A 17,086-nucleotide genomic window follows, 5' to 3' on the forward strand; every position below is an offset into this window, starting at 1 on the left:
TGGTGAATCCCAGCGAAGGAGAATGGACATGAAGAACGGTTTGATGGGGAAGGTCGTTCATGTGATCGCAGCGTCGACGGCCATGCTGGCGCTCGGAGGCACGATGAAGAGCGCCGAGGCCGAGGTCGTGCCCATCTGCCTCACCGTCCCGGAGCAAACCCAGATCGCCAGCCTGGTCAATCAGTTCTACCAGGCGTCCACCAACGGTGATATCGACTTCATCGAAGATATCATCTCGGACAGCCCGGGCGCGGTGTTCCTCGGCACGGCGCCCGGCGAGGTGTATGCCGGCCACGCGGCCATCGTTCAGTGGTGGCAGGACATGTTCACCTTCCTCGACGGCCTGGGATACCCGAACGACGGGGGGCTCCCGATCGAGGCCACCGGAGGGCTCCTCCAGCTGCAGCAGCAAGGCACCGTCGCCTGGGTGGCGGACGACCCGACGTTCGCTTTCCTGGGCGGCGACGTCCCGACCCGATTGAGCCTTGTCTTCCACAAGCAGGGCGGGCAGTGGAAGATCATCCAGGGGCACTGGTCGGTCGGCTTGCCCAACGAGGAGCTCCCCCTGGAGGCGCCGTGATCCTGGAGGGGCGGCTCGCGCGTCGCTGACGTCGCCCCCTGTCCCGCTGGCGAGGCGCGCGCTTCGCGCTCGCGCTCATCGCTCGACACGCTCAGCGCACGTGCAACGCGCGCCCCCACGCATGCGCGTGGGGGCGCCCATCATCGCGACCACCGCCGTGCGTACCGGCGAGGCGCCGCGAGGCCGAGCGCGCCGCCGCTCGCGGCGCGAGGGAGGCGCTAACGGCCCAGCAGGGCGTCCAGCACCTTGTTGTAGGTCTCCTTCTTCTGATACTGGTCATTGAAGAGCAGCGACTGCGAGCTCTGCCCGTTGTTGCACAGGGCCCCTTGCCAGCTGTTGAGCCACGACCTGCCGTCGTTGATCCCCCAGAACGTGATGGCGACGCACTTGGGCAGCGAGAAGCAGGCCGCGACGATGTCGTGGTAGTAAGTGAGCTGCTCCTCGGCGGTGACCACGCCGCCGCAACGGTTGATGTCCATCTCGGAGATCAACACCTCCAGGCCCAGATCGGAGAAGCGCTTCAGGTTCGCCGCCACGTCCGCGCCGCCGGCCTCGTTGTTCGGCGGCCCGATGTGCATCTGGAACCCGACGCCGTCGATCGGGACGCCCCGATCGACCATCCCCTTGATCATCTCGTAGACGTAATCGGCCTTATCGTTGAGCGCGTCGATGCTGTAGTCGTTGTAATAGAGCTTGGCTTCCGGGTCTTGCGCCCTCGCCGTCTGGAACGCGAAATCGATGAAGTTCGCCCCCATCGCGTTGAAGAACACCGAGGGCCTCATGCGGGGATTGCCGACGCCCGTGTCGCTGTCGGTGATGACCGCCTCGTTGACGACGTCCCAGTGCTTGATCTTGCTCTTGAAGTGCCCCATGACGTTCTCGATGTGCCTGCGGATGGCTTGCTCCACCGCGGTCGAGCCAGACAGGGAGTTCGCCCACCCCGGCAGCTGGTTGTGCCACACCAGGGTGTGGCCCTTGACCTTCATTCCATTGCTCGTCGCCCAGTTGACGATGTTGTCCGCGGCACCGTAGTTGAAGCTCCCCGGCTGGGGCTCCAGCGCGTCCCACTTCATCTCGTTCTCTGCCGTCACGTAGTCGTGCTCGGCGGCGGCGACGCGCTTGTAGTTCGCGTCGTTGAGGCCGGAGCCGGAGATGGCCGCGCCGATGAGGATGGGGGGGTTCGCCTTCGAGCCGGCCTCCTTGAGCGAGCTGGCGCTCGCGGCGGGGATCCGGGCGTCTGCGCCGCCGCTGCCGCCCGAGCCGCCGCCGCCCATGCCGCCCGAGCCGGCCATGTCGCCGCCGGCGCCGCCGGAGCCGCTCGTCGGGCCGGCAGTCGTGGACGTCGTGCCGCCGGGGCCGCTCGTCGTGCCGCCGGTCGTGGCGCTCGTGCCGCCGGAGCCGCTCGTCGTGCTGCCGCCGGGGCCGCTCGTCGGGCCCGCGCCGCCGGCCTCCCCTCCCCCGTCGCCGTCCGAACAGCCGAGAGCACAAAGGAACGCCGAGAGTAGAAGAGTAAGGGGTGCTGACCTCATGCTCGCATCCTCCGAAGGAAAAATCTCGTCCTGATTCCCGCGAAGCGGCGCCGTGATCATCGCCGGGTCACACCGCGCACGGGCGGCCCCCGATGGGGGTGCCGAAGCGACAGTAGAGCGGACGCTCCCCCCCAAGTCCACAGCCTCAACGATGCAGGCACGAGGGACATCGGGCTCAGGAAGAAAATTCCGGGCTCATGCACGGTTCTTCGCGCCGACGGCCGGGCGGGCGCGTCGCGCCTTCTTCTCCGGCGGGACCGCGCGGCGCAGGAAGTCGACGAACGCCCGCAGCGCGGGGGGCGTCTGCCGGCGGCTCGGGTAGTAGAGATAAAAGCCCGGGAACGACGGCGACCAGGGCTCCAGGACGCGCGTCAGCCTCCCGGCCTCGACCAGCGGCCTCGCTTGCTCGTCGAACACGTACGCGATGCCGACGCCGTCCACCGCGGCGCGCAGCGCGAGGTCGACGTCGTTGACGATGAGCGGGCCCTCGACGGCGACCTCCAGGGCCTGCTTCCCCTTCTCGAACTCCCACCGGTACAGGCTGCCGTCGGTCGGCCAGCGCGTGTTGATGCAGCGGTGCCGGTGCAGATCGCGCGGGGTCGCGGGGACGCCGTGGCGCGCCAGGTAGGCCGGCGACGCCACCGCCATCATCGAGAAATCGCCGCTCAGCCTCACGGCCACCATGTCGCGCTCGAGGCGCTCGCCCAGACGGACCCCGGCGTCGAAGCGGCGCGCGACGATGTCGGCGATCGCGTCCTCGACCACCACGTCGAGCACGATCTCCGGGTGCTCCTCGTGGAACGGGCCGAGCAGCGGGGCGAGGCACCAGACCGCGGCGACCCGCGCCGTGTTGATCCGGAGCACGCCCGACGGCCTGTCCCGGAGCGCCCTTACGTCGGCGACCGCCGCCTCCAGCTCGGTCAGCGCCGGGGAGAGCCGCGAGAGCAGCCGCGCCCCCGCCTCGCTCGGCGCGACGCTGCGCGTGGTGCGGTTCAGGAGGCGCACCCCGAGCCGCTCCTCCAGCCCCCGGATGGTCTGGCTCAGGGCCGACGGCGAGACCCGCAGGTGCGCCGCCGCGCGGGCGAAGCTCCCGTGCTCCACGATGGCCGCGAACGCTGTCAGATCGGCGAACTCTCTCCCGCGCATTATGTACCCCTGGCTAAACAGGCTCCTTCGATCATGTCGGATTCTTCGCGGGGCGCCAGGGCCTTAAGGTCCGGATCCAGGCAGGGCGCCTGACGCGCCCGCCGCACCCGTGGAGCCAACCATGACCAACGCTCTCTCTCTCGACACCTACCGGCTGCTTGGGCGCTCGGGCCTGCGGGTCTCCCCGCTGGCGCTCGGCGCGATGACGTTCGGCGACGACTGGGGGTGGGGCAGCGACCGCGACGAGTCGCGGCGCATCTTCGACGCCTACGTCGATCGCGGCGGGAATTTCATCGACACGGCCAACAAGTACACGAACGGCACGTCCGAACGGCTGGTCGGCGAGTTCGCCGGCGACCGGCGAGAGCGGCTGGTGCTGGCCACCAAGTACACGCTCAGCATGCGGCCGGGAGATCCCAACTCGAGCGGCAATCACCGCAAGAACATGGTGCGCTCGGTCGAGGCGAGCCTGGGGCGGCTCGCGACCGACTACATCGACATCCTGTACCTGCACGCGTGGGACGGGACGACGCCCGTGGACGAGGTCCTGCGCGCGATGGACGATCTCGTCCGGTCGGGGAAGGTGGTCTATGTCGCCATCTCCGACGCGCCGGCCTGGCAGGTCTCCCGCATGCAGGCCATCGCGGATCTGCGCGGGTGGGCGCCGCTCATCGCGCTCCAGATCGAGTACAGCCTGATCCAGCGCACCGTCGAGCGGGAGCTCATCCCGATGGCGCAGGAGATGGGCCTCGGGGTCGTCCCGTGGGCGCCGCTGGGCAGCGGCGTGTTGAGCGGGAAGTACTCGAAGGCCGATCTGGCCGCGGGCGAGGCCAACGCGGATCCGGTCGGCACGCGAAAGAACGTCGCTGTCGCCAACGGCGCGCTGACCGAGCGGGGCCTCGCCATCGCCGAGGTGGTGAAATCGGTCGCGGCCGAGAGCGGCAAGACGCCGTCGCAGATCGCGATCGCCTGGACGCTGCTGAATCCGGCGGTGACCGCGCCGATCCTGGGCGCGCGGACCCTGAAGCAGCTCGAGGACAACCTGGGCGCCCTCGACGTGCGGCTGACGGACGACCAGCGCGCCCGGCTCGACCGGGCCAGCGCGGTCGAGCTCGGCTTCCCGCACGATTTCCTGGCGCGGCCGCTGACCCGGAGCGTCGTGTCCGGCGACGTGAAGATCGCCGCGCGGCGCTGACCGGGCGCGCCCGCCGCGGGCTCAGCGCGCGCGGTCTTACAGCGGCCGATCCTTCGCGAGCGCCTCGAGCCAGTCCGCGCACGCGCCGTCCTCGGCGGGCGGCTGCGCGCCCTTCAGGAGGTACCACGCCTCCCGGTGCAGCGCGCGGGCGCCGGGCTCCACGCGCTGGAGCGGGCCGAGCGACTCCACCTCGAGCATGTCCTGGTTCGTGAAGGTCTCGAAGTTGACCCCCATGTCCGGGTACGTGGCGCCCTCGACGAACGGGAACCGCTTCAGGAACACGTTCCCGTGGTTCGCGTACGCCGCGTAGCCCTGGCTCACGAGCATCCCCACCTTCTGCGGGCCCTGGCCGGCGACCTGGCGCAGGCGGAGCACGCGCTTGCCCCAGGTCCACCGGGGATCGGTCATGTCGCTATACGGCCACAGCACGAGCGGCCGCGCCGGCAAGACGCGCTCGGGGTGCGGGAAGAACGGCGCCTGCGGGAACAGGCACTCACCGCCGCCCGCCATCACGGTGAGCGCCCAGGGCGTGAACTCGACCGCATAGGCGCCGTGGTTCTCGATCGCGTGCTCGAGGACGAACCTGCCCGCCGCGGCGTCCGCCGTGATGCGGATCTCCTTCTGCATCCCGTGCTTGTCCGGAGCGGACCGGAACACGTGCGCGCCGTTCTCCTCCCGGTGCTCGACCGGATCGTTGTCCGGCTGCAGCGTCCGCTGCTCGTCCTCCGGGCCGATCCAGAGCCGGTGGCCGCCGTAGAACCTGTACTGCGTCCCGCCGGTCGCGCCCTGATCCTCGGGGATCTCGGACAGCTCGTTCGGGCCGCCGATGACGCCATAGCGGATGATCCGCGGGCCGATGTCGAGCGTGACGACGACCTCCGTGTCGCCGCAGACGATGCGCGCGGCGCGCTTCCAGCCGCCGTAGGGGATGATCTCCATGATCGCGCTCGTACCGCAGAACGGGAGCGCGGTTCAACCCCGACCGCCGGGCGCGCTCGCGGAGCGGGGCCCGCCGGACGCCGGCGCCGGCCGCGCAGGGCGGCGGGGGCCCTGGGCGGCCTCGCCCCGACGGGCTCTCACGCGCTCACGTCTGGCCGTCGGCGAAGCGCTCCGGAGGGGCGAAGTCGGCCGGACGGCCGCCGAGGCCGACCGCGATGGCGCGCTGCCAGTAGCGGCCGCCGAGGTCGAGCGCGAGGTCCTGCAGCGACGGCAGCGCGTGCGCGCGGCTCGAGGCGGCGGCGACGGCGCGGAGCAGCGGCACGGCGAGGAGCGAGCTCTGCCGGGGCACGCCGAGCTGCTCGGCGAGCACCTCGCCGAGGACGGCGCGGGAGACGCAGCAGAAGACGGCCATGACCTGCTCGGCGCGCCGGCGCTCGCCGTCGCTCCGCGCGCTGCGGATGCCGTGGGTGACCAGCGCGTCGACGAGCATGCGGGAGTCGTCGTCCGGCGCGCCCTGCGTGGCGAAGATCATCTCGATCAGGCGCCTCGCCTCGGCGTAGGACCCGGGGATGAGCTCCGGCTCGACGCCGCTGACGTAGGCCGCGTAGCGCCAGAGGTGGACGAGATCCTCCCGCTGGCCGGGCGGGACGTGGTAGCCGAGCTTGTCGAGGCCGTCGAGCACCTCGACCGAGAAGAGCAGCGCCGTCGCGGCCATGTCGTGCTGGTTGATCGGCTCGCCCCAGAGCGAGGCCTGCCACCGGCCGCTCGCGCGGATGAGGCGCCGCACCTGGGCGTGCATGATGCGCACCTTCACGGTGATGGCGAAGCCCTCGCCGTGACGGCGCATGCCGTTCGCCTGGCTGACGGCGTAGACGAAGCGGCTCGTCTCGCCGAGGCGGCGCCCGGCCTGCTCGCGGAGCCTCCCCGAGAAGACGAGCGGCTTGTTCCCGCCGGGCGAGGCGTAGCCGCGGATGAGCGACTGCATCGCGAGCAGGACGGCGCCGAGCACGCCCGTGCGCAGGAACGCGGCCCCGCCGCGGTTCAGGGCGTCCCAGTCCACCCAGACGGGGACGTGATCGACCGCCGCGAAGAGCGCCCGCAGCTCGGCCGGTGCGTCGTTCGCGACGTGGTCGATGCCGCGCGCGAGGGCGGCCTCGAGGAGGCGGAAGCCCTGGCCCGAGGGCATCGACGCGAACGCCTCCACGACGGCGTCGGCCGCGGGATCGACGCGGAGCAGGAAGGGGGCGAGCCGATCGAGCTGATCGCCGAAGCGACGGCGGGCGTCCGCGGTTTCGTGGAACCGGGCAGGGATCGTCGCGTTCTTCATGAGGGTGGAGTCGGGTTCCTTGGCACATGGCCGACATCGCGCAACGCGGAGGCCGCCCGCCCGGTGGGCTCGCGTCCCGCGCGCAGGCGCCACCACGCCCGTGGGCCAGCTCGACGAGCGCTGCCTTCGGCCCGACGCGCGTCGCGCCGCGCGCTTGCTGCGCGCGCCCCTGTGCCGTCGTCCTCCGCGATCGCGTCGCAGGCTCCATGCGCCCACGCCGACGAGCGCGAGCGCCGCCGGCGCTAGCGGCGCGGCCGCCTCGGCGCTCTCGTCGAGGCGACGCTCAGCACTCGCACTCGTCCTCCCCTTCATAGGACTTGGCGATGAACGTGATGTCGTACGGGTAGGCCGCCTCCGGCGGCCCATAGATGCGCAGGAGCAGATCGTTCGCCGAATCCAGCCCTTCGCCATCGAGCCACACCCGTCCATGCTCGCTCTGTTCAGATCCGATGAGCTCCATCGTGGCCGCGCTGTAGACCTCCACGATCACCGTGTTCTCTGGGCCGGGTGGCGGGGTGTACTGCTCGCACCCCGCGCCGCACAGCTCTGCCCCGGCGGCCAGGACGCGGAGCTTCCAATAGAGCTCTTCGTATCCGAGAGAGGTATCGATCAGGTACCAGTCCTCATCGCCTGAACAGAGGACGAAGCCGACGTGCGAGAACCACGCGTCGGGAGATCCGCTGCCGCCTGCCGTGTAGGCGAGCGGCGCCGCGGAGGCGGCCGCGTCGTTCTCCTCGTGGGCGTCGTCCGCGCAAGCCGGCGCTCCGCCGCCCCCGCTCGCGGAGCCGCCTCCGCCGACCCCGCCAGGACCGCTGCCACCGCCGCCGCCGCTGCTGCCGCCGCCGCCATCACCGACGCCGCTGCTGCCGCCGCCATCACCGACGCCGCTGCCGCTGCCGCTGTCACCGACGCCGCTGCTGCCGCTGCCGGTGGCGTTGGTGCTGCTGCTGCCCCCGGCGCCGGGGCCCGCGCCATTGTCCGACCACGGCGAACAAGACGTCGCTCCGAACAACGAGGCGCAGAGCGCCGTGAACCCCATGAATCGAATCGAGCTACGGATGAGCGACATACAAGACCTCCTGAGAACAGATAATAATGCTCCCAAGGGCGAGGCGTCGCCCCCTGAAGCACGCGCATCGAGCATTGCATGAACCACGATTGGAAGCGCGATGTCAGATCATATCATTTCCCACGACTCCATTCTTTTCCATGGCGCCAGCGAAGCCGCGGAGTATCCTTGCCGGCGATGGCTCCGCGTCGTTCAATCCGCTCTCCGAAGGCCGCCCACACCGCTCGCGGGGCCCGACTCCGCAGCATCTCGCTGGGAGCTGCGCTCGCCGCCGTCCTGGGGTGCCGCTCGTCGCCGCCTCCGCCCCGTCAGGAGGTCATCGACATCCATGTGCACCTGACGCACGCCGACGCGGCGACACCATTGCTCGCCCACATGGCCAAGCACCGCATCGATCGCGCCGTCATCCTCGCGAGCCCGGACCTGACCAGCGGCCGCGGCGGATCCGGGCTCGCCGGCTACCGCACGGGCAACGATATCGTCCTCGACGCCGCGGCGGCTCACCCCGGAAAGCTCATTCCGTTCGTCACCGTGGATCTGGGTCACGGCGATCTCGCGTACCTCGCCGAGCTCCGCCGCCGAGGCGCCTGCGGCGTGAAGCTCTATCAGGGACACAACCTCTTCCACGAGCGTCCGCTGGACGACCCCTCGCACCAGGCGATGTGGCAGGCGCTGTCCGATCAGGCGCTCCCGGTCCTCCTTCACGCCAACACCGTCCGATACCGCGGCGAGCTCGAGGCGGTCCTGCGCTCCTTCCCCGACCTGCGGCTGGTGTGCGCACATCTCTGCGGCAGCCGCACCGACCTCGCGCGCGTGGAGTCCCTGATGGAGGCGTTTCCACGCCTCCTCGTCGATACGAGCCATGGCTCCGCCGGCCCGGCGGCGGAGGGGTTCGCGAACCTCGAGCGGGAGCGCGCCCAGCTCCTCAAGCTGTTCTCTCGATGGCCCGAGCGCTTCCTGTTCGGGACCGACCTCGTGACCAGCGGGCTGGACCCGCTGTCCATGGAGCTGTGGGATCTGCAGGTGGAGTCGAACATGGGTCTCTTGAAAGAGGACAATTTCCGTTTCTTTCGTCAAACCGCCGACCAGCCGGCCCGCACCCTCGGCACCTATCAGGGCCTCCACCTGCCCCCCGAGCTCCTCGGCCCCGCCCTCGGACAGAACGCCGCGCGATGGCTCGGCGCCTGCGCGCGGTGAGGGCCACTTTGCCGGCCCCGTCCATGCGGGGCGCGGCTCGCGCGACCGATGGCTCGGCGCCTGCCCGCGACGAACGTCGACCCTCGGATCACCGCCCGCGACCTCAGGGCCCGAACTTCACGAGGAAGGAGTCCGAGGACGGCTCCGACGGCGCGTTCACGAGCGGCCCCGTGCCAAAGTCGATCGTGCCCAGGAATGGCCCGGCGGCGAACACGCTGCCCGTCGCGTCGATGGCCGTGGATTGGCCGTACTGGCGCCCCCTGTCGCCGGTGTGCTTGGCCCAGCGCACCGTGCCCGTCGCGTCGAGCTTCGCGGCGAAGGCATCGCCGTAGGTGCAGTCCATGAGGCCCGTGCCCAGATCGACGTCGCCGTACAGCAGGCCCGTGATGGCGATGTCGCCTCCCACGTTCGCCGCGACGTCCAACGCCGTCTGGGGCCCATACTCCCCGAAGCGCTTGGCCCACAGGAGCTCGCCCGCGGGGCCGAATTTGGTCACGAACATATTGCCGCCCCACGTGACCGAGCCGGGCTCGAGAAAATCGAACCCGCCCGCGCTCACCAGAGCGCCTCCGCCGAAATCCACGCTCCCGAGGAACGTCCCGCCGATCACCACGGCTCCGGAGCCGTCGACCGCGACGCCGTACGCCCTCTGGAGCGCCTCGTCACCGAACCGCTTGCTCCAGAGGTGCGCTCCGGCGGCGTCGAGCTTCGCCACGAAGACGTCCTCGCGGCCAGCGGAGGTCAGCGGCCCGCCGCCGAGGTCGATCGTCTTCACGTCGCCGTACCCGAAGCTCCCGGCGAGGGCGACGTTTCCCGTCGCATCGAGCGCGACGTCGTGCGTCTCCGTGGCGCCGAGCTGCTTGACCCAGAGGCAATGCCCCGCGGGGTCGAATTTCGCGACGTACGAGTCGTCCACGGCGGCGCTGGTCAGCGAGCGTCCGCAGAGGCTGATCTGGCCCGTGAAGCTCACGGCCACGACCACGTTCCCGGCTGCGTCAACGTCGATGCTGTCCCACACTACATAGGATCCTGCGCCGCTCCGAGCCGACCAGACGTGTTCTCCGTCTGCCGTGAAGACGGCCACGAAGGCGTCGAGCGATCCGCCCACGAGCGGGCCGCCTCCGAGATCGATGCTGGTCTGGCGAGCGCGTCCCGCCAGGGCGATGAGCCCCGCCGGATTGACGGCGACATCCTGCACGTAGCCCGCGTCGAAGAGCCTCTTGTGCCAGATGAGCTGCCCTTCCCCGTCGAATTTCGCGAGGCTGACGTCCGAGCGGCCCTCGGTCGAGAGCGGGCCGTCGCCGAGGTCGACGCCCTCGGCGACCTCGATCGCGAGGATGACGTGGCCCGCCCCGTCCACGGCGATGCGGCCCCCGGGGACGCTGGCCTGGCGCACCGTCGATCCGAAGTGCAGGCTCCAGAGGGAATCGCCGGCGCCCGGCGCGCCGCCGCTGCCGGCGCTGCTGCCGTTGCCGGCGCTGCTGCCGCTGCCGGCGCTGCCGGCGCTGCCGGCGCTGCCGCTGCCGGCTCCGCCTTCTCCCGCGGCATCGCCGCCGGCGTCATCGCCGCGAATGGGATCGAGCGGAATCCTGTCGCATGCCGCCGTAAGCACGCTGAGCGCGATGGTTCCAGGTACGATGAGCTGCTTCAAGGAGCACTCTCCGATCTCGGTTGAGGAAGCGCGTGTCCTGCTCCTAGGAATGGCCGCCTGCCGCGCCGGCGGCTCACCGCTCGACGACGACGCCGAGCGAGAACGACGCGAGCGGGCTGAAGGTCGAGGTCACCCGTCCCGCGAACCGGATATCGACAGGGGGAATCGCCGCGCCGCCGAGCGCGCCCGCCGTGAGAGCCAGGGAGTCGATGAGCCGGAGGCGCGCCTCGCCTCGCCCGTAGACGAGGGCGGTGATCGCGGACTCGTCGCTGTCGAGGTAGGGCGGCCTCGCCTCGCCCGACGCGCTCACGTGGGCGAGGCCCACGCCAGGGGACAGGACGAGACCGAAACGGCCCGTCCTCGCGACGGGCGCGAGGACGAGCTCGGCGCCGAGGAGCGTGGCGCGAAAGCGGACCTCGCCTTCCGGCGCGTCGATCGTCGGGCCGGCGAGCGGCAGGTCCGCGAGGAGCCCGACGCCGACCCGGGCCGAAGGCCAGATCCGGAGCGAGGCGTCGAGCGCCAGCGACACGCCCGGCGTCTGCCACCCCACGGCCACCGCGACGCCCACATCGACGAGCGCTGCCCGCGGCGCCGCGGGCACCGGGAACGCGGGCGCCGGAGGCCCCCACGCGCCGAGCGGCGGGCTCCGCCACGCGTCGCCGGGCCCCACGGCCACGGCCGAAGGCGCGACGGGCGCGGGCGGGAGCGGCGCCGGCGCGACCGCCGCCGGCGTGGCGTCGGTGGGGGCGCCGGCCGGCGACCGCAGCGCCCGCACCAGCTCCGCCGCGCGGAGCACCCGGGTGTCGAGCGGGCCGTCGGGCGCCACGCTCGCGACGAGATCCGCCCGGCCGCCCGACGCCGACCAGATCTCGATCGCCCCCTCGTCCCCCTCGGGCACGACGATGAGCAGCCCGCCGGGCGCGACCGCCACCGGGCTCACCTCGACCTGCACCGGCAAGCCCGCCGCTTCGAGCTCCTGCGAGAGCCGGTGCGCCAGCGCGCCGCGCACACCGGCGACGACGGTGATCGGCGAGCGCTCGTCGGCGAAACACGGCGCCGCGAGCGCCAGGGACGCCAAGAGCGCGACGAGCGCGCCGCCCATCGGGCGCGCCGCGGCGCGCGCTCCGGACAGGCTCCGCCGGCGCCCTCCCGACGCCCGTGACGCGCGCGGGCGCAGCGTCAATCGGCCCCACCGGCGAGCGTCGCCGCGAGCCCGGCGTGGGCGCCGTTCGGGTAGGCCGCGAGGTAGCGCGCGGCGAGCTCGCGGGCGCGCGCGTGGAGCTTCAGGTTCGTCGCGCACTCGATGGAGCGGCCGAGCGCCTCCGGCGCCAGCGCGCCGCGCGGCCTCTCCGCGAGGTACACGGCGAACCAGCGCTCGGCCTCCGCCCAGGCGCCGCGCCCGTCGAACGCCATGCGGCCGAGGTGGTACGCCGCCACGGCGGCGGCGTCGCTCCCGGCGAACCGCGCTCGCGCCGTCTGGTAGAACCGGGCCGCGACGTCCGGCTTGCGCGCGAGCCGCGCCGCGGACCCGAGCTCGACGAGCTCCGCGCCGGCGGCGCGCTCGAGCACCGCGTCGATGCCGAGGAGCTCCACGTCCGCGAGCGCCTCGGCGAGCTTGCCCGCGGCGAGGTGCGCGCGCCAGCCCCCGGCGGGGGCCGCGGCCGACGGCGCCTCCGCCCGCGCCGGCGGCGCAGGAGGCGCCGCCGGCGCGGGCGCGGCGGCGCTCGCGCTCGGGGGGAGGGCCGGCGGGTCAGCGGGCGGGCTCGCCTCGGGATCGGGCGCCGGAGGCGGCGCGGCGGCGCGGGGGGCGGCGCACGTCAGCCGGATCGACTCGGGCGCGGCGACGGCGCGCCCCGGCGGCTCGACGCACGAGCCCAGCACGCGCACGCGGCCGGCGCTCATCGAGACCGCGAGCTCCTCGGCCTCGGTGTCCCACGTGACGTCGAACTCGGTGCCGATCACGTGCACCTCGAACGGCCCTCCCGCCACCACCCACCGGGTGTCGTCGCGATGCACGACGCGCACGTGCAGCGATCCGCGCTCCAGGAGGACCCCGGCGCCGAGCGGGCCGACCTCGGTCACACGGGCGCGCGTCCCCGGCGCGAGGTCCACGCGCGAGCCGTCCGAGAAGTCGAGCCCGACGCGCGACGCGTCCGCGGCCACCCACCGGCCCACGACGCCGGGCGATCCGTCGACCCGGTAGGTCAACGGGTCGCGCGGCCGGGACAGCGCGAAGAAGAGGGCGGAAGCGGCGACGCACGCCGCAGCGAGCGCGAAGCCGAGCCGCCGCCGCGGGGAGCGAGCCGCCCCTTCGCGCAGCGAGAGCGCGGCCTCTTTGCGGTAGATCGCGTGGAGCCGATCCGCCGCTCCGGGCCGCGCCAGCCGCTCGAGCGCGGCGTCCTGGTGCGCGGCGACCCGGCGCCCCAGGGCCGCGATGTCCTTGGTCCTCACGTCCATCGGTCGCCCTCCGCGAGCCAGGAGGCAAGCACTTCATCCTTCTTGCAGCGCTCGACGAACGCGGCCTCCGCGCGCTGGAGCCGGCGTTTGACGGTCGCCACCGACACGTTGCAAGCGGCGGCCACGTCGGCGAGCTCCTGGCCCTCGACGATCCGCAGCGTGAAGGCCAGCCGCTCGTCGGGATCGAGCGTCTCCACGGCTCGATAGAAGGCGCGCACCCCCTGCCGGGCCTCTGGATCGACGCTGGCCGCGATCTCCGGCAGCTCGTCGCTCGCGAAGAACGCGAGCCAGCGGTGCCGCCGCTTCTTGCGGATCGCCTCGCGCGCGACGAAGACGGTGACGCTGGTGATGAACGGCTTCAGCGCCTCGGGCTCGCGCACGTCGTCGATGCGGGAGAACACCCGGGCGAACACGTCCTGCACGAGATCCTCCAGGGTCCGGAGATCGCCCAGGATGCGAAACAGCATCCGCTCGACGAGGCCGGCGTAAGCGTCGAGCAGGCGGCGCTCCGCCGCGGGATTCCGGGCGTGCAGGCCGCGCAGGACCTCGGGCAAGGTGGGCTGCGCGTCGACAGGGGGATCCGGCGAGCGGGGCTTTCGGACGACGCGGAGGTGCGCGGACATCGCGGTAGCCTCTTCAATGGCCGGTCCCCGTCGCGACGGCTCAGCGCCGGCGTCGGAGCGCGCTGAGCCTGCTCGGCACGGAGGCCGTGCTCACCGGCATGCGCGCCGAGGTGGCGCAGGCCAGCCCGCGCGCGCCCGCTGGAGAGGCGACCGCGCGCCGACGCTAGGTCTGCGTGCGGGGTGTCGCGCGCTCCCCGCGCGCTGCCAGGGCGGCGCCGCCCGCCCTGCGCTGCGCCAGGCAGAACCTGAGGCCCTCCCGCAGGCTGCGCATCGGGTTCAGCTCGTCGAACGAGACGCCGATCGTCACGAGCGTCTCGGCGACGTGGCCGCCCAGCCCGGTGAGGACGCAGCGAGCGCCGAGGAGCTGCACCGCCTGGGCGAGCTTGACGAGGTGCTGGGCGGTCATCGAGTCGATGACCGTGACGCCGGTGAGGTCGAGGATCACCCACTCGACGTCGCTGTCGTCCGCCACGCGGGCGAGCAGCCGATCGGTCACCTCGACGGCCCGCACCGAGTCGATGAGCCCGACGAGCGGGAGCGTGAGGATGCCATGCCAGATATCGATGATCGGCACCGAGAGCTCCCGGATGGCGTACTCCTGGCGCTGGATGGTCTCCAGCTGGCTCTCGAGCTCGCGCTTGGAGGCAGCGAGCGCGGCGAGCGCCTGCGCGTTCTGCTCCGCGGTCGCGGAGAGCTCGGAGAGAAAGACCCGCAGCGCCTCCTCGACCACCCCGAAGGCATCCTGTTCGACGGCCCCGAGCTGCTTCAGGGCGAGCTCGACCTCTCCCGTCGATGCGAGCGCGACAGCATCGATGACGCGCTGCATCCGGCGCTCCTCGAAAGAGATCATGTTCTCGGATTCTTGCATGGGCTCCTCTGCGCTCGACAAAGGTTGACCGGGGGCCTCGGTGCGATGTCGCTGCGGCGCATCGCCGGCGTCGCCGGCGGCCTGCGCGCGGACGCGCTCGCAACGACGTCACCGCGCGCTGGACCACACGACCACACCTGTCCAGATATCCTATCTCGCCGCTCGACGTGTGAATCTACCTTCGACCAAGGTCAAACAGATAGCCCATCTTCATCGCGGCTGGAAGGAACCTGCTCGCCCGGCCGGCAGCGTCGAGGCCGCTCGCGCATCCCCGGCAGCCCGCGATCAATCGAGCGAGCGGGCGCAGCGGAACCCGGTCGAGACGTCGCCCGCCTCGCGGTCGAACGCCAGGCGGAAGGTCGACTTCGCCGTGCTCGCCGAGAAATCCCACGATCCGCCGCGGAGCACGCCCTTGCTGCCGGTCGCCGGCACCTGGGGATCCGTCTGGGCGCCCTTCGCGTAGGCGCCTGGGTCCCAGCCGTCGGCCACCCATTCCCAGACGTTGCCCGCCATGTCGAGCGCGCCCGACGCGCTCGCCCCGGCCGTGGCCGAGCCGACCTCCTGGGTGCCTTTGCCGAGCGCGCCGCAGCCCTGCCCGGCCGGCCGCGACACGACGGCGTGCGCGCACCCCGGCGGCTCGTTGCCCCAGGGGTACTCGCGGCCGTCGGCGCCGCGCGCGGCGTATTCCCACTCGGCCTCGGTCGGGAGCCGCTTGCCGACGAAGGCGCAGTACGCGGCCGCCTGCGCCTGATCGACGCAGGAGATCGGGTGCTGCGCCTTCGCGGGATCCGCCGCGGTGCAGAGCGCGCCGCGCTGCTCCACGTCCGCGTCGCTGGCGCGGGGGCCGTGCAGGCCGCTCGGCGTGCACCGGCCCGCGTCGACGCAGCGCTGGTAGGCGGCGACCGTGACCTCGGTGCGATCGAGGTCGAACGCGCGGGTCAGGGTGACCTCGTGGGGCGGCCGCTCGGATTTGCCGCCCTTGGCGCTGCCCATCGTGAACCGGCCCGCGGGCACCCGGACCATGTCCGGCGGGGGCGGCGCCTTGGCCGGCGGCGCGGCCAGGCCGCCGCGCGCGCGCGCCGGCAGCGCGTCGTCGGGGGCGCGGTGCTGGAGGAACGCGACGGCGCCCGCGCCGAGGGCGGCGGCCAGCGCGACCGCCGAGACGACCGCGGGCAGCAGACGGCGCCGCCGCGCGGACGCGGCGGTCGCGGGCGCGGCCGGAGGCGAGCCCGGAGGCAGCGACCCCGGCGGCGGCGCGCTCGCGGTGATGCCGCGCATCGTGGTGAGGGGCGCGCGCGGTGGCGCGGGTCCGGGGGCGAGCGTCGAGGCAAGAGCGGGCGGCGCGCCGGCAAGGCCGCGGGGCGCCTCCAGCGCGGATGCCGCGCCCGCCGGGCCCGGCGCGGCGACGGCCGCGCTCGCGTACGCCGTATCCGCCAGGCCCGGCGCCGTGCCCGCCGCAGGCACGACCGCGCCGACGGACGCGACCGCCCCGGCCATGGCGGCCTCGAGCGCTCCCCAGAGCTCGCCCGCCGTGCGGTAGCGCTCGCGCGGCTCGACCGCGAGCGCGCGGCGCACCACCGCCTCGACGGCCTCGGGCGCGCTCACGCCCGCGCCGCGCAGGCTCGGGCGGAACGCCGGATCGGTCGCGGCGATGTAGAGCTGCGTGACGTCGCTCCCGAGGAGGGCGCGGTCGCCCGACGCCACCTCGATGAGCACCAGGGCGAGCGCGAAGACATCGGTCCACGGCCCGGTCGCGCCGAAGCGCTGGTGAAACTGCTCCGGCGCGCCGTAGTGGACGGTGAAGGCCCGGAGGGCGCCGCCCGTCTCGGCCATCGCCTGCGTCATGCTCGAGAGCTCGCCGAGCACCTTGGCGATGCCGAAGTCGAGGACCTTCAGCGTGCGCCGGCCGCCGATGTCCGTGAGGAACAGGTTCGCGGGCTTGATGTCGCGGTGGGCGACGCCCTGCGCGTGCGCGACCTCGAGCGCGTGCGCCGCGGGCGCGAGCAGGGCGATCGCCTCGGCGAGGGGGCGCGCCGCCCCGCCGCCGGCGCGCCGCGCGGCGATGTCGTGGTCGAGCGGCGCGCCCTCGAGCCACTCGAGCACGAGGTAGGGCGTCCACTCGCCCGACGGCGAGACCGCGGCGCCCGTGTCGAGGGCCTGCACGATGCCGGCGCTCGCGCGGGAGAGGCGGTGGAGGAGCCGGCCCTCGTTGAGGAGCATCCGCTGGAACGCCTCGCGCTCGGCCGGCGCCAGCGATCCGAGCGCCTTCAGGCACTTGACCGCGACCGGCTCGTCGAACCCGAGGTGATGGCCGCGGTAGACGACCCCGAACCCGCCCTCGCCGACCACGGCGTCGAGCCGGTATTTGCCGCCGATCGTCGCGCCCACCCAGCCGAACGGATCCGAAGGTGCCATCTCGCGGCGCGAGTCTACACCGGGCGCTGCGGCCGCGCGGAGATCATGCCGTCATCGCGCGTGAACCGTGGGGTAATCGTGCGGTAATCG

Annotated in this window: 14 protein-coding genes; 3 read left to right on the forward strand and 11 right to left on the reverse strand. The window is 72.7% G+C overall.

Features of this window, described 5'->3' with window-relative positions:
- Window positions 1-28 precede the first annotated feature (28 nt).
- Window positions 29-580 carry a nuclear transport factor 2 family protein gene (locus tag WMF26_RS33430; RefSeq protein WP_437996039.1) on the forward strand — a complete coding sequence of 184 codons (552 nt, stop codon included), beginning with the start codon at window positions 29-31 and terminating at the stop codon, window positions 578-580.
- Window positions 581-798: 218 nt separating this feature from the next.
- On the opposite strand, the gene WMF26_RS33435 is transcribed toward WMF26_RS33430, so the two are convergent.
- Together WMF26_RS33435 and WMF26_RS33440 are read right to left on the reverse strand one after the other, a co-directional pair.
- Window positions 799-2,109 (reverse strand): endo-1,4-beta-xylanase, encoded by a 1,311-nt coding sequence (locus WMF26_RS33435; RefSeq protein WP_437996040.1) that lies wholly within the window; start codon window positions 2,107-2,109, stop codon window positions 799-801.
- A 195-nt stretch (window positions 2,110-2,304) separates the two neighbouring features.
- Entirely contained in the window at window positions 2,305-3,255 is a 951-nt protein-coding gene (locus WMF26_RS33440) for a LysR family transcriptional regulator (RefSeq protein WP_437332377.1), read from the reverse strand.
- A gap of 121 nt (window positions 3,256-3,376) precedes the next feature.
- On the opposite strand from WMF26_RS33440, the gene WMF26_RS33445 reads away from it, so the two are divergent.
- On the forward strand, window positions 3,377-4,450 hold the full coding sequence (locus WMF26_RS33445; protein WP_437996041.1) for an aldo/keto reductase: 1,074 nt from the start codon (window positions 3,377-3,379) through the stop codon (window positions 4,448-4,450).
- A gap of 36 nt (window positions 4,451-4,486) precedes the next feature.
- Here the strand turns inward: WMF26_RS33445 and WMF26_RS33450 are convergent, their stop codons facing one another.
- The 3 genes from WMF26_RS33450 to WMF26_RS33460 form a co-directional block, all read right to left on the reverse strand.
- Entirely contained in the window at window positions 4,487-5,389 is a 903-nt protein-coding gene (locus WMF26_RS33450; protein WP_437996042.1) for a hypothetical protein, read from the reverse strand.
- A 145-nt stretch (window positions 5,390-5,534) separates the two neighbouring features.
- Window positions 5,535-6,716 carry an oxygenase MpaB family protein gene (locus tag WMF26_RS33455; protein WP_437996043.1) on the reverse strand — a complete coding sequence of 394 codons (1,182 nt, stop codon included), beginning with the start codon at window positions 6,714-6,716 and terminating at the stop codon, window positions 5,535-5,537.
- 283 nt (window positions 6,717-6,999) lie between these two features.
- A complete protein-coding gene (locus WMF26_RS33460; protein WP_437996044.1) occupies window positions 7,000-7,785 on the reverse strand; it encodes a hypothetical protein in 786 nt (261 codons plus the stop codon).
- A 78-nt stretch (window positions 7,786-7,863) separates the two neighbouring features.
- Between WMF26_RS33460 and WMF26_RS33465 the strand changes: the two genes are divergently transcribed.
- Window positions 7,864-8,982 carry an amidohydrolase family protein gene (locus WMF26_RS33465; protein WP_437996045.1) on the forward strand — a complete coding sequence of 373 codons (1,119 nt, stop codon included), beginning with the start codon at window positions 7,864-7,866 and terminating at the stop codon, window positions 8,980-8,982.
- 103 nt (window positions 8,983-9,085) lie between these two features.
- Here the strand turns inward: WMF26_RS33465 and WMF26_RS33470 are convergent, their stop codons facing one another.
- The 6 genes from WMF26_RS33470 to WMF26_RS33495 all read right to left on the reverse strand — a co-directional run bounded on the left by WMF26_RS33470 (window position 9,086) and on the right by WMF26_RS33495 (window position 16,996).
- Window positions 9,086-10,633: a hypothetical protein gene (locus WMF26_RS33470; protein WP_437996046.1), complete on the reverse strand. Its 1,548-nt coding sequence runs from the start codon at window positions 10,631-10,633 to the stop codon at window positions 9,086-9,088.
- Between the two features lie 73 nt (window positions 10,634-10,706).
- Window positions 10,707-11,735, reverse strand: coding sequence for a hypothetical protein (locus WMF26_RS33475; RefSeq protein ID WP_437996047.1), 1,029 nt, complete (start codon window positions 11,733-11,735; stop codon window positions 10,707-10,709).
- A 77-nt stretch (window positions 11,736-11,812) separates the two neighbouring features.
- Window positions 11,813-13,090, reverse strand: a complete 1,278-nt coding sequence (locus tag WMF26_RS33480) for a FecR domain-containing protein (RefSeq protein WP_437996048.1) — start codon at window positions 13,088-13,090, stop codon at window positions 11,813-11,815.
- Window positions 13,081-13,713, reverse strand: a complete 633-nt coding sequence (locus tag WMF26_RS33485; protein ID WP_437996049.1) for an RNA polymerase sigma factor — start codon at window positions 13,711-13,713, stop codon at window positions 13,081-13,083. The genes WMF26_RS33480 and WMF26_RS33485 overlap by 10 nt, the downstream gene beginning before the upstream one ends.
- Before the next feature lie 163 nt (window positions 13,714-13,876).
- The gene (locus WMF26_RS33490; RefSeq protein ID WP_437996050.1) at window positions 13,877-14,563 is read right to left on the reverse strand and encodes an STAS domain-containing protein; all 687 of its coding nucleotides are present in this window, start codon (window positions 14,561-14,563) and stop codon (window positions 13,877-13,879) included.
- Window positions 14,564-14,866: 303 nt separating this feature from the next.
- A complete protein-coding gene (locus tag WMF26_RS33495; protein ID WP_437996051.1) occupies window positions 14,867-16,996 on the reverse strand; it encodes an SUMF1/EgtB/PvdO family nonheme iron enzyme in 2,130 nt (709 codons plus the stop codon).
- Between the last annotated feature and the right edge of the window lie 90 nt (window positions 16,997-17,086).

The sequence above is a fragment of the Sorangium sp. So ce185 genome (genome assembly GCF_051526825.1).
Taxonomy (GTDB): domain Bacteria; phylum Myxococcota_A; class Polyangia; order Polyangiales; family Polyangiaceae; genus Sorangium; species Sorangium cellulosum_D.